Source organism: Bradyrhizobium sp. ISRA464 (genome assembly GCF_029910095.1).
Lineage (GTDB): Bacteria > Pseudomonadota > Alphaproteobacteria > Rhizobiales > Xanthobacteraceae > Bradyrhizobium.
Genome location: NZ_CP094526.1, coordinates 1,387,703 through 1,400,423 on the forward strand (window position 1 = coordinate 1,387,703; position 12,721 = coordinate 1,400,423).

The 12,721-nt window shown below is 58.7% G+C and carries 10 protein-coding genes and 3 pseudogenes; 8 read left to right on the forward strand and 5 right to left on the reverse strand.

Annotated elements, in window-relative coordinates; genetic code table 11:
- Positions 1-260: 260 nt before the first annotated feature.
- The 6 genes and pseudogenes from MTX19_RS06465 to MTX19_RS06490 all read left to right on the forward strand — a co-directional run bounded on the left by MTX19_RS06465 (position 261) and on the right by MTX19_RS06490 (position 7,485).
- Positions 261-470, forward strand: a complete 210-nt coding sequence (locus tag MTX19_RS06465; protein ID WP_280982907.1) for a hypothetical protein — start codon at positions 261-263, stop codon at positions 468-470.
- 72 nt (positions 471-542) lie between these two features.
- On the forward strand, positions 543-710 hold the full coding sequence (locus MTX19_RS06470; protein ID WP_280982908.1) for a hypothetical protein: 168 nt from the start codon (positions 543-545) through the stop codon (positions 708-710).
- A gap of 820 nt (positions 711-1,530) precedes the next feature.
- Positions 1,531-1,693, forward strand: a pseudogene (locus tag MTX19_RS06475) (NYN domain-containing protein); the annotation flags it as partial.
- Between the two features lie 1,030 nt (positions 1,694-2,723).
- Positions 2,724-2,873 (forward strand): hypothetical protein, encoded by a 150-nt coding sequence (locus MTX19_RS06480; protein WP_280982909.1) that lies wholly within the window; start codon positions 2,724-2,726, stop codon positions 2,871-2,873.
- A gap of 619 nt (positions 2,874-3,492) precedes the next feature.
- Positions 3,493-5,316, forward strand: coding sequence for an EAL domain-containing protein (locus MTX19_RS06485; protein ID WP_280982910.1), 1,824 nt, complete (start codon positions 3,493-3,495; stop codon positions 5,314-5,316).
- Between the two features lie 54 nt (positions 5,317-5,370).
- The gene (locus tag MTX19_RS06490) at positions 5,371-7,485 is read left to right on the forward strand and encodes an EAL domain-containing protein (protein ID WP_280985890.1); all 2,115 of its coding nucleotides are present in this window, start codon (positions 5,371-5,373) and stop codon (positions 7,483-7,485) included.
- A 21-nt stretch (positions 7,486-7,506) separates the two neighbouring features.
- Here MTX19_RS06490 and arsJ read toward each other — a convergent pair whose 3' ends face one another.
- From arsJ to MTX19_RS06505, 3 genes are read right to left on the reverse strand one after another with little or no spacing between them, the layout of a single operon-like run.
- On the reverse strand, positions 7,507-8,745 hold the full coding sequence (gene arsJ / locus MTX19_RS06495) for an organoarsenical effux MFS transporter ArsJ (RefSeq protein WP_280982912.1): 1,239 nt from the start codon (positions 8,743-8,745) through the stop codon (positions 7,507-7,509).
- On the reverse strand, positions 8,742-9,785 hold the full coding sequence (locus tag MTX19_RS06500) for an ArsJ-associated glyceraldehyde-3-phosphate dehydrogenase (protein WP_280982913.1): 1,044 nt from the start codon (positions 9,783-9,785) through the stop codon (positions 8,742-8,744). The genes arsJ and MTX19_RS06500 overlap by 4 nt, the downstream gene beginning before the upstream one ends.
- 11 nt (positions 9,786-9,796) lie before the next feature.
- Positions 9,797-10,048 carry a hypothetical protein gene (locus MTX19_RS06505; protein WP_280982914.1) on the reverse strand — a complete coding sequence of 84 codons (252 nt, stop codon included), beginning with the start codon at positions 10,046-10,048 and terminating at the stop codon, positions 9,797-9,799.
- Positions 10,049-10,125: 77 nt separating this feature from the next.
- Here MTX19_RS06505 and MTX19_RS06510 point away from each other — a divergent pair.
- Positions 10,126-10,779 (forward strand): annotated as a pseudogene (locus MTX19_RS06510) (molybdopterin dinucleotide binding domain-containing protein); the annotation flags it as partial.
- A gap of 264 nt (positions 10,780-11,043) precedes the next feature.
- Here the strand turns inward: MTX19_RS06510 and MTX19_RS06515 are convergent.
- Both MTX19_RS06515 and MTX19_RS06520 read right to left on the reverse strand, forming a co-directional pair.
- Positions 11,044-11,142: pseudogene (locus MTX19_RS06515) on the reverse strand (arsenate reductase); the annotation flags it as partial.
- A complete protein-coding gene (locus MTX19_RS06520) occupies positions 11,105-11,875 on the reverse strand; it encodes an MIP/aquaporin family protein (RefSeq protein WP_280982915.1) in 771 nt (256 codons plus the stop codon). The gene MTX19_RS06520 and the pseudogene MTX19_RS06515, both read right to left, overlap by 38 nt.
- Positions 11,876-12,356: 481 nt before the next feature.
- Here MTX19_RS06520 and MTX19_RS06525 point away from each other — a divergent pair, with 481 nt between their 5' ends.
- The gene (locus MTX19_RS06525; RefSeq protein ID WP_280982916.1) at positions 12,357-12,677 is read left to right on the forward strand and encodes a metalloregulator ArsR/SmtB family transcription factor; all 321 of its coding nucleotides are present in this window, start codon (positions 12,357-12,359) and stop codon (positions 12,675-12,677) included.
- Positions 12,678-12,721: the final 44 nt, after the last annotated feature.

A 12,721-nucleotide genomic window follows, 5' to 3' on the forward strand; every position in this document is an offset into this window, starting at 1 on the left:
AATCAGTTTCAATCCAAAATTGGCTGCAACCTACGGTAATATTGCTGGAAACCGGCGTTGGGCTGTTCTCATGTTCGACGTTTACATTGCGACCGTCGTTATTTGCTCGTGCTCCCGAAGGGCACACCAATTCCAAGAGATGGAAACCTGGCCCGCTCACCGAAGAGGAAGCGCGGCGTTGTGAGTGTGAGTGAAGAGATTAGAAGAGCAATCGGGAAAGATGGTTACTACCGGCGAAAGCTCGGCAGGCTTTGATCAATATGCGGCGCTTTCCGATCGACCAGATCATCGCAACTTCGTGGGAGAAGCACGCAGACGACCTTGCGATCGAACTGGAAATATGCAGCGGAGAGAAGCGCCATACCATCGAAGAGATGCGTCTCCTTCTGGCGGTGAAGGGCTATCGAGCAATCCCGTGCTACTCGGAAGGTGATGCGATCTCCAGCGAAGAGCCGGCAATGTCGATCTGATCGCCGTGGTGCCTGAACAGAGGTCACCTCAAATCGGGTCGCGGAATAGCTCGCGCCCGTAGGTCCTACATCATGACGGAAAGCAGCAGTTGGCATGAAGTATCGGTGATGACAGTCGAGCAGCGCGAATTGGAGCGGTGCAGGCAAGAGATTGCTCGCCTCAAAGAGCTGGTCGTACGGCTTTCCGAAATTGCCTTACGCAACATCGTGGAAAGAGCTGAGCGTGGACAGAATAAGTGAGGCCGAAACGACGAACCGAACGAAAACAGGCTTCTTCAACAGCCGCGCGGGAAAGAAGGCATGGCAATGAAGTCAACTTCTCGTCTGCGATTTTGGCGGGACAAGCGCGGCGCGACCTTCATTGAGTAGAGCCTGATCGCGGCCGCGATTTCGGTTCCTCTTGTCCTTGCCATGAACGGTCTTCATGCCCATCGCGGCATCACTTGTAGTTCTTCACCTTCGCTCAATGTGTCGACCGACCAGCTTGACAAGTTGGGCTCCACACGTGAAAGCCAGCAATGATGGTCCTCGCAAGTTCCTCGGAGCGATGAGATGATCGAGGTACGAATGCTGCGATGTCCGATGAATGAGTCGGGAATTCGCCGATGCTGTCTAAATTGCTCTGCCGCGTTGCCTCTGCCGTTAGGGAGCGATGATTGGCGACGAGTTGCGCCGCCAGGCTAACGTTTTCACCCACTTGGCGGAATTGGGGGCAGCCCAGATCCTTTCAAGTGGCAACCCCCGCGGCAATGATCGGCGTCACCTACCCGTTTTAAGCATCAGGCTGAGCGATGATCTCGCCAAAAAAGGAAAGCACTGCTGCAAAGAGCCCAGCGGGGCTGCGGAGATTCGCCCCCCCAAAGCGGCCGCGTTGTCCACCCTGAGCCTCGTTCGCGCTTGGAAGAAGCCGTCTTACCTTCCTGCTCAACCAAGTGCAGATCCGCGGCCCGGCGCATCTAAAACGCACATCCGCTTCATCTCAGAAGTGGGCAAGCGAGGCTGCCTTTACTCAAAGCGAATACGGATTCTCTTTCCTTCCGCCCGACCAAGCGTGACGGGAATCGACGCGAGTGGCCGGCGCAAGGTTGAGGGCAAGATTGACGTCGCCATGGAACTTGCCCGACATATCGATCAGATGGTTCTGCTCTCCGGCGACGGTGACTTTTCGTTCCCTGGTCGAAGCTATGCAACGTCGCGGCATCCGCGTCACGGTTGTCTCGACGCCGCGATTTACGCGAGCGACCTGTCTTGGGCGAGTCACGCTGACCGATTTGGCGCATGTGGTCGCCGAAGCAGTGAAGCATCGCTTTGCAACTAGAGGTGATCAATTCCGCGCTGGCGACCGAAGCGGATCGGCTGCCGCCTGGTTAGAGCGCCCGGCGGGGAACCACTATCAAGGGTCTGCGTTTAGGAACGGAAGGAGGCTGTCGGCCGGCAATCCGAGCTCGGAGGCGTCCTTCGCGGAGGAAAACGGGATATGCTGTACTTTGGGCGGCTGATGGTTGCCTTCGCTGCTATCCTTCTCCTGGCTAGCGGTATCTGGGCAAATCTAGGCAAGGTGCCCCTATCCGAAATGCGCGGCCATTGGGTCACGCAGGCCATGCGATGAGCTAGACAAGCGACATACTCTGTCGCAAGCGCTTGCGGGACATGTGGAGCCCGAATCTGCAGAATGGATTTTCGCGACGGCGCCAACACGTCGGCGCGGAAAAGATCAATACCTTTGACCTTATCCGCTTATCAAGTTGAGCGCGAACGTATATTTGCCCGAAAGCATCGGATGCAGATTTGCGTCGGCTTATCATGTTGTTCTGGAAGCCGATCGTGCCCGGCGACGTGATCCGGGACCCACCGGGTATCCGGCCCGCAAGACTGTGGTCCGCTTGGTCGAGCGTTGCGAACCCCGCCGTCGACGAGAAAAATGCGGCGCGACGGAGATGACAAGGTCGAACGGTGGCTGCCGTCCGGCGGGGCTATGGTTCTGGTCCGTCGGCAGTTCTACGTGATGGCCATGTGATGGCCATGCCTGCATGGTAAAACGGCAGCATCCTTGCCCAATTGCGAGCGATGTTACACGAGCGGCGAGCTGATTGTTACCGAGATGCTGGACGCCCGCACTGGCGCAACGATGACAATGTTCCGTTGCAGAAGGTGCGGGTATACGACGTGGGACGATCACCTGGGCCCAAGCCGTAGTCCCAACGCAGCTACGTAGGACCATACAGGGTCGTATGAAAATCACGCCGCAGCAGCTTGAGAATTTCGCGACGCAGATCGCGTGCCCGGATCGACGCCGACGACGGCATCAAGGAACTGATCGGCTACCTCAGCCCGGACGACTATGTTGATGTGCTGGCGCGCGCCGCCGAAATCGTGCGCGAGAGTGCTAAGAAGCGCCGCTAGTCGTGAACTCGGCGGGATGGACAGCCCGCAATACGGCTTCGTCCCCGCTATTGCGGTTGCGCCAACATTGTCGACCATATGCCTTTACGGCCTCCGATCGAAATGCGCAGACCGTGCGTTTCATCAAGCTGAATCTTATCCACCGTCCCGATGCCATCGGTTAGGACGACGGCCTTGCCGAGAAGTTCAGCCTGAGCTTGTTCGAATTCGGCTTGACATTGAACCCCCGCTTCAGGAACGAGGCTAGGGAGCTGTCCGGAAGCCCCGGGCCTTGCCGCCCACCGGAACGGCTCGGGCTGGTAAGTCGCCCGGCGTCCGTAGTTCTACGAGATCGCCTGAGGGTTGCGCTCATATAGAGCAAGCTATTGCGAGAAAATGCCCGGAGAACTACGGTCTATCTTTCGATCGTCCCAGATGTGCTCGCCGATGCTGCGCATCGTGCATGTCGGACTGAATCGCACCTTCTCGTTCGGCGGCGCTTACACGCGCGACAGCTCCTTAGACTCCAGCGGGTTCCCTAAACCGAATGTTCACCAGCGTCGCAAGCCGAGCCGCTGTTAACTCTGAGGTTGTATTCGGGTGCAAAGCTCGCGTCGTATACTGCGCGGCAGGAGGGAACATGCACAAACATTTGGCGGCACTGCCCGATGGGTTGGGGCAGCAGAGTGAGGATTTTCTGCCTTATGTCCGGCGCTTGGAGCTGGCGCTGGACAACATGAGCCAGGGTCTCCTGATGTTCGATTCAGCGGCGCGCGTGGTGGTTGTCAACGAGCGTTACATCCAAATGTACGGTCTTTCGCCAGAGATCGTAACGCCTGGCTGCTCGTTGCGCGAACTGATCCAGCATCGGAAGGACACCGGATCGTTTGTGGGAGATGTCGATCACTATTGCGCCAGTATCCTGAGCGCAGTGTCGCGCGGACGTACCGCCAGCATATTCGCCGACACGGCCGATGGGCGAACGATCAACGTCGTTTACCGGCCGATCGCCGACGGGGGGTGGGTCGTGACACTCGAAGACATCAGCGAGCGGCGGCAGGCGGAGGCGCAGATTGCCCACATGGCCCATCATGATGCGCTGACAGGCCTGCCCAATCGGGTATTTTTCCGCGTGCGGCTTGATGATGAACTGAAGCGAAGGCGGCGTAGAGAGCGTGTCGCCGTTCTCTACCTCGATCTCGATAATTTCAAGAGCGTCAACGACACGCTCGGACACCCTGTCGGCGACGATCTCCTGAAGGCGGTTGCCGATCGACTGCGCGGATGCGTCAGAGAAATCGATACGGTCGCGCGTCTTGGCGGCGACGAGTTTGCAATTGCGCAGACCGGCGCCCGCCGGCCTCTGGATGTTGCCGAGCTCGCTGCGCGAGTTCGTGAAGCGGTGGCCGCGCCTTACGAGCTTGCAGACCATCAGATCATCGTCGATGCCAGCATCGGCATTGCGATTTCACCGTCGGACGGCACCAACCCCGACCAGCTCATCAAGAAGGCCGATCTGGCCCTGTATGGTGCAAAGACGGGTGGGCGCGGGATCTACCGGTTCTTCGAACCGGAGATGGATATCCGTATGACGGCGCGTCGGAACCTCGAGCTCGATCTGCGTAAGGCCTTGGCTCGTGGCGAGTTCGAATTGCACTACCAGCCGCTCGTCAATCTCGAGCGCGGTGAAATCAGCGGCTGTGAGGCCCTTGTCCGATGGCGACATCCGCAACGCGGTCTGGTCTCGCCGGTCGAATTCATTCCGATTGCCGAAGAAACCGGTCTCATCACCGGCCTGGGCGAATGGGTGATCAGAACCGCCTGTGCGGAAGCTGCGACCTGGCCCGATGATCTCAAAGTTGCCGTGAACGTTTCCCCGGTGCAGTTCAAGAACCAGAACATTGCACAAATTGTCATAAGCGCGTTGGCGGCGACCGGTTTGCCGGCTCAGCGGCTGGAAATTGAAATCACGGAAGCCGTCCTGATGCAACACACCGAGGCGACTCTCGCTACTCTCAATCAGCTTCGTGAGCTGGGTGTACGAATCGCGATGGACGATTTCGGTACGGGCTACTCGTCTCTGAGCTATTTGCGCAGCTTTCCATTCGACAAGATCAAGATTGATCAATCCTTCATCAGAGACCTTTCGGATCAGACCGAGTCTGCCGCCATCGTGCGCGCCGTCACCGGCTTGGCTGCGAGCCTCCACATGATCACGACGGCCGAAGGTATCGAGACGGAGCAGCAATGCGAGATCGCCAAAGCCGCGGGTTGCACGGAAATGCAGGGCTATCTGTTCAGCCGGCCCGTTTCCGCCGAACGCATCGCCGAGCTCATGCGGTCGCCCGTCGTTGCCGCACCGGCGCTTCAACCGGAGAGTGAACCCTCTCTCAATAGGGCCGAGACCCAAGACAGCGCAAGAAACGCTTCGCTTGAGCGTGAGGCTCGCTTAGGCAATCATTAAGCCTGTAGGCAAAAGCCTACAAAGATCAACCCGTCGTTGATACGCCTTCTCTAAATGAGTGGCTTCGTCCACGAAGGGCCTCTCTCGGCAATGACTCTCGCAGCAGCCTTGATCTATTGGGCCATCATCGCCCTATGGCTTGCGGTCTTCACTGCAATAAGCGTCGCCTATATCCGCAATCCGAGAACGTTCGGGACCGTGCGGCTGCTCTTGTCGGTGCTCGTCATCGACACGACCCGCAACATCGCCGAGAATCTCTATTTCGGAATATATTTCGGGGGCCAGTACGGTTTACTTCCGAGCTCCCTGGTGTCCGTGCTCGGCAATCCCAGCTATCTCATCATCCCGAAAGTGTTGAATGTGATCGCGGCTCTGGCGGTCCTCGGCCTGCTCGTGTTTCGATGGCTGCCCCTGGCCGCCAAGGAGAGAGCAAAGGCCGACGCGGATTTCCGCTTGCAGGCGGATGCGTTAAGCCAGGAAACACGGGAGCGACAACGCCTTTTCGACACCTCTCTGGATCTCATTGTCGTCACGGATCCGAATGGAACCTTCGTCCGGGTCAGTCCCAGCTCGTTCGCCATAGTGGGATACCGACCAGAGGATATGATCGGTCGAAACGGTACCGACTTCATTTACCCTGAAGACTGGGAAAGCATTCGAAGGGAGATGAAGCTAGGGCGACTGAGCGGCCAGGGCACACGAAATTTCGACACGCGGTACGTCCACAAGAACGGGACGATCATTTCCTTGGCCTGGTCTGGTGTGTGGTCTGAGCCCGAGCAGAAGTACTTTCTCATTGGCCGGGATGTCACGGAGCGAAAGATCGCTGAGGAGAAGTTGCGAAGGCTCGCACATTACGACCAGTTGACTGGGCTCCCCAATCGCACCAGCCTCAATAAAGATCTCGAGGAAGTCTTCGTTGACCTCGATACCCGCTCGGTATCGATTGCGATATTCGATCTCGATGGTTTCAAGGACATCAATGATACGCTCGGCCACACCATTGGCGATAAACTATTGCAAATGGTGGCCGACCGCGCGGCTGCCGCCGCGGCAGGGCGGCGCGTGTACCGGCTCGGCGGCGATGAATTTGTCTTGACGTTGCCCGACTGCGGAGACCCGCTTGTCGCAATGCAAGCCGTCAAAGCCATATTCAGCCGCCTGACCGAGTGCTTTGAAGTCGAGGGCCACAGGTTATTTGTTGCCGCCAGCGCGGGCGTTGCCGTGGCGCCGGCGCATGGGGCCACCATCGACGAGCTGGTCGCCAACGCGGACCTTGCGCTTTACGACGCCAAGAATGCCGGGGGACAAATGCCTCGGCTGTTTATCCCGACGCTACGCGCAAAAGCCAGTGCCCGGCGCGAGCTGGACGGTGAGCTGCGCCGCGCCTGCGCAAATCATGAATTTGTGCTCCATTTTCAGCCCCAGGTTCGCTCCAGCGATAAAGCGATTGTCGGGGCCGAAGCCCTCCTTCGCTGGCAACATCCGGACAAGGGCCTTTTGGCGCCAGCCGCCTTTATCGATGTTCTGTCCGAGAGCGCCGTTGCCCTTGAAGTGAGCCGATGGATATTGGCAAGTGCCTGCAAGGTCGCCGCTTCGTGGCGAAAGCCGGGAAGATCCGGCCTTCGCATTGGCGTGAATCTCTTTGCTGTCCAGTTCCGGCGCGGTACCCTGCTCAACGATGTGGAGGTGGCGTTGAGCGAGAGCGGATTGCCGCCGGATGCGTTGGAACTGGAAGTGACCGAAAACATTGCGCTTCGAAATGACGAGGCGATAATTGGGTCTCTTCAGCAATTGCGTGCGAAGGGAATCGGTATTGCTTTCGACGATTTCGGCACCGGCTACGCGTCATTGAGTTCTCTGACGCGGTTCCCGCTCACGCGAATCAAGATCGATCGCGGCTTTGTAGCGAACATAGCGGGGCAATCGGGCGCCGAAGATGCTGCGATTGTGCGATCCATCATCGCCATGGCGCGAAACCTGAAGCTTGAGGTTACAGCAGAAGGCGTTGAGACGGCGGCTCAGGAAGCGTTTCTGGCGGCCGAAGGTTGTGACGAGCTTCAAGGATTTCGCTTCTCAAAGCCGCTTCCTGCGAAGACGTTCGAGATCTTCGCGTCTTCATATCCAGAGATGACTACGGAGGGGTGGGCGACCGGTGCGGCGACTTAATCCCGCTCACAGGAGGCCTGGTCAGACAGCCGATTGCTGAAGCCCCACGCGTTCCGGCTCGGTTGGCAACACGAAAGTGATCGCCCAGCAAAGCACAAGCATGACGGCGGATCCGATGAGGCAGCCTTCGATGCCGGCGAGCTGATAAAGCAGGCCCGAGAGAATGATCCCGAGCAGGCGCCCGGCGGCATTCGCCGCATAGTAGAAGCCGACATCCTCCGCGGCCTTCTCGGACCCGGCATAAGCCAGAATCAGGTAGGAATGCAGGGACGAATTGACGGCAAAAAGCACGCCGAACAGTGCCAAGCCTGATACCAGCATAAGCTCCGGCCGTGGGATGTCGGGCGTGCGCATCAAAACAGCAAGCACGATTGGCACCGCTGCCAAGATCGCTGCCCACAGGCGTGCCGCAGGGATTTCACGGCTTAGCCCGTCCGGACTGCGCGTGACGAGCGAGGGCGCCACCGCTTGAATGCCGCCATAAACGATCGTCCACGCGGCAAGGAAGCCGCTGACCTGCAAGAACCACCAGCCATGCGCGTAGAGATACACCGGCAGACCGACCACGAACCACACATCGCGCGTGCCGAACATGAAAATGCGTGCCGCCGCCAGCAGATTGATGCTGCGCGTCTTGCTGAACAGCTCGCGCATGGACTTGGAGGATTTCGCCTTGCCGAGCTGCCTCGGCAGCAGTAGCAGCCCAGCCACAAAGATCGCAGCGATGAGCGCCGCCATCACCCATAGCGCTGGTCGGAAGCCGATGACCTCGAGCAGGAGTCCGCCAAGAAAGAAGCCAACGCCCTTCATGGCGTTCTTGGAGCCGGTGAACCATGCGACCCACTTGAAGAGCTGGCCGCTGCCTTCGGCCGACGTCGCCTTGATCGCGGACTTCGAGGCGGTTTTAGTAATGTCCTTGGCGACGCCCGCGATGCCTTGGGCCACCACGACCCAGGTCACCGATAGTGCCGCGCTCCATCCTTCGCCGAGCAGCGAAAGCATCAGGAGACCGGCAATCTGTAGGATTTGGCCGACCGCCAGCATGCGCGGGATGCCGTAACACGAAGCAAAATAGCCGCCGCCGACATTGGCGACGATGCCGGCCGCCTCATACAGCAGGAACATGAAGGCGAGGGTGAATGGCGTGTAGCCCAAGCGGTAGAAATGAAACAGCACCAACATGCGCAGCGCGCCGTCGGTGAGCGTGAAGCCCCAGTAGCAGGCCGTAACGATCAGATAGTTGCGCGTTTGTGCTGTCATAGCCCGCGCTCCTCTACGATATTGGCCAGGTCCACCATCCGGCAGGCGTAACCGACTTCGTTGTCATACCAGGCGTAAACCTTCAGCAGCGTTTCGTCGGTGACCATGGTGCTGGCGGCATCGACGATCGAGCTGCGCGAGTCATTGTTGAAGTCGGCTGAGACGAGCGGACGTGTCTCGAAGCCGAGAATGCCCGCGAGCTCGCCTTCGACGGCCTGTTTGAAGAGCGTGTTGACTTCTTCGGGGCGCGTCTTACGCGCAACTTCGAACACGCAATCCGTAAGGCTGGCGTTGAGCACCGGCGCGCGCACCGCGTGACCGTTGAGCTTACCCATCAGCTCCGGATAAATAAGGGTGATCGCGGTGGCACTTCCGGTCGTGGTCGGCTGCAGAGAGAGCAGCGCCGAGCGAGCCCGCCGCAGATCCTTGTGAGGGGCGTCGACGACGACATTGGTGTTGGTCGGGTCGTGGATCGTCGTAATCTGACCGTGTTTGATGCCGATCGCCTCATGAATCACTTTCACAACTGGCGCGAGGCAGTTGGTGGTGCAGGACGCCGCCGTCAGCAGTTTGTGCTTCGGCGGGTCATACCGCCTGTCATTGACGCCGACGACAATGTTGAGGGCGCTTCCATCCTTCACGGGTGCGGCGACAATCACGCGCTTGACGCCGCGGTCGAAATATCCCTGCAACTGCTCCTGTTTGAGGAACTTGCCGGTGCATTCCAGGACGATATCGCATCCGAGATCGCCCCAGGGGATATCGGCGGGGGATGCTGCCTCGGTGAAGCCGAGTTGCTTATTCGCGATCGTGATTGCCTTGCCAGAATCAATCCCGAGCGGCGTATTCCAGCGACCATGCAGACTGTCGAACTCCAGCAGATGCGCCGTCGCTTCGATGCCACCCTTCAGTTCATTGAGGTGAATGACGTCAAGACGGTTGCCGGCCCGGGGATCGCTCTCAGGTCGATAGATGCCGCCAAATGCCGATCGAAGGGCGAGCCGCCCGATGCGGCCCATGCCATTGATGCCAACTCTCATCTGGTGTCCTGTCAGGGAAAAACCTTGGTCGTGTCGCCGATCTCGTCCAGCCGCGCCTTGAGCGCCATTCGATCCAGCGACCGGAAGGGAAGGCTGGTGAAAATCTCGATACGGCGTCGGATCATCGCGTAGAGCTCGTTCAGCAAGGTCGTGCGTTCAGCCGTCGACCCCTTAAATGTCGCTGGATCGGGTAAGGGCCATACGGCGGTGACATACTGCCCGCCGAGATCGGGGCAGAATTGCCCTTGCGGCACGTCGCACAAGGCGATGATGAATCCATGCGGCGCGCATCCGGGCCTTTGAACTCATTCCAGGATTTGCATCGCAGCTGTGAGGTCTCAAGGAAGCTGCCTTCACGGACGGTTATCACGGCCATGAAAAAGGCGGCCAGTTCGTCACCTATGAGCGCTTGCGCGCGATGGGCACCAACGGCTTCCAGCAGCCCGCCGTCGACTTCAAGGACGGCAAGATCATAGGTACCAAACGCTTGTTTGCCGACGGCAAGTTCAACACCAGGGACGGCAAAGCGAAATTCATGGAGACGCCGTGGCGCAGCTTGCAGGCAGCCGGCAAGGAAGCCGAGATGAAGAAGTTCGCGTTCCTCATCAATAACGGCCGCTCCAACATCAACTGGCAAAACGGCTATCTCGATCAGGACAATGAGTTTGTCACCGACCGGTCGCCGTATCCGTTTGTTCAGATGAACCCGAAGGACATGGATGACCTCAAGCTCAATCCGGGCGATCTAGTCGAAATCTATAACGACAACGGCTCGACACAAGCGATTGCGTACCCGACGACCACGGCCAAGCCCAAGCTGACCTTTATGCTGTTCGCGCAGGCGAACGGCGTGCAGGGCAACGTCGTGTCGCCCGGTGTGAACGAGCTGATCATCCCCAACTACAAGCAAACCTGGGCGAACATTCGGAAGCTTTCCGATGCGCCTGAAGGCGTGAAGCATCTGAGCTTCAAATCCTTCGACTACACGGCCTGATATGAGCCGGTTTCTTTCCTGAACCTGAAAGCCCGAGAGCGCAATACTCCCGGGCTTCCTTGTGAGGGCGGTCATGTTGCATATCGACCAGGTTTGCGATCGGCCGGGTTTGCTCGCGCTCGGCGCCGCGCTCTCGGTCGCGCTGAGCGTTGGAACACCCGTCAACGAACACGGGTCGCTTCCATTACGCGACTGCATGGGGCGCATCACCCCGGCGCCCACCACGTCGGCCATTCCGCTGCCGCCATTCGATCAAAGTGCCGTCGCTCTGATGAGCTCACGCAATTTTTCCCGCGACGGCGGCATCGTCAGATATTCGATGATCTCAGGCTCGACGCGGCTCCGCCGGATCATGGCCAGCACGTTCCGGGAGGTCCCGCAGTCGGGGCTGTGGTAGATCGTTATCATGCACTCCAGCCTCTTTGCCACCGGCCAAAGGTGTATTCAAAAGCCAAGTCATCAGACCGAGCGAGAGAACCGCACCCAACAATTCGGCGATGATAAAGCCCGGCAGGTCCACCGGGCGAATGCCTGAAAACGTGTTGGTCAACGAGCGGGCAATTGCGACCGCCGGGTTGGCGAAGGAGGTCGATGCGGTGAACCAATAGGCCGCCGTAATATAAAGGCCGACAAGCCACGGTATGGCCGTCCTTTGGAAACGCAGGCCGCCGAGAATGGTCGCGACCAGGCCGAACGCGGCAACCGCTTCCGCAAGCCACTGCGCACCACCGGTCCGCACCTTGAGCGAAAGCGCAATGAGAGGCATGGCGAACATCGCATGCGCCAAGAGGGTCCCGAGGATGCCACCCACGATCTGTGCGACGATGTAGGCGAGCGCTTCGCGGAAATTGATCTCTTGCTTCAGTGCAAAGACCACCGTGACCGCTGGATTGAAATGGGCTCCGGAAATCGGTCCCAAGACGGTGATAAGGACCACAAGGATCGCGCCGGTCGGCAGCGTGTTGCCGAGCAGGGCGAGCGCGACATCCTTCGTGAGGGTCTCGGCCATGATGCCGGAGCCGACGACCGTCGCCACCAATACGGCTGTTCCCAATACTTCGGCCGCTACACGCCTTCCCAGATCGTAACTCTCCATAACGGTCCTTTCCGAAGGCGAAAAGTCTTTGCGTCGCGAATTATCGAAATGTGCTGGAGGGTGTCAATTGAGTAATCCATGGGTCGGCACGCTTTTGTCACCGATCCGCCGAGGTGCGATTTGGAATCCAAGAAGACGCGTGAGTCACCGACGACCAGATCACGGTCAGATCGTCATGGCTCGGACGATTCCTCGGACGCAGAAAAAGTTTTTGGCGAGTTGCGGAGATTGCATGTCGGATGCTTGTCACTTCGGTCCTAATGTATCATCATGTCCAGACTTATCGACATAAGTGGCAAGCACGTCCGATGAGCAAGCAAATCTGGTTTTCGGCCTTGGCCGGTCTCATACTGATGATCGGCTCGAAAAATACTGGACGAGCGATTTTGGCACGTAGAGTTGTTGATAGCGGGCCGAGAATCTTATTCCATCTTTCTAGAAATACCGTTGACGCGTTCACGGCCGGTGGTAGGGTATCGGCATGAAGATCGACGATGCAGCGGCCCGCCTCGAGGCGCTGGGCAATTCGACCAGACTGAAGATCTACCGGACGCTCGTCCGGGCTGGCCGTCCGGGCATGCCCGTCGGGCGGTTGCAAGAACGGCTTAAAGTCCCGGCGTCCACCCTGTCGCATCACGTCAAGACTTTGGTCGCCGTCGGCCTGATCTCGCAGGTCCGCGAGGGGACCACTCTGGTCTGTCACGCAGAATACGACACCATGCAGGGGCTGGTGAATTTTCTCGTCGCCGAGTGCTGCGCTGACGAGACCGAATGCAAGCAAGCCGCCCAATCGGCGGCCTGATTTTTTTGCCTCGTTATTCGATGATTCTAGAATGATGGGAGGAA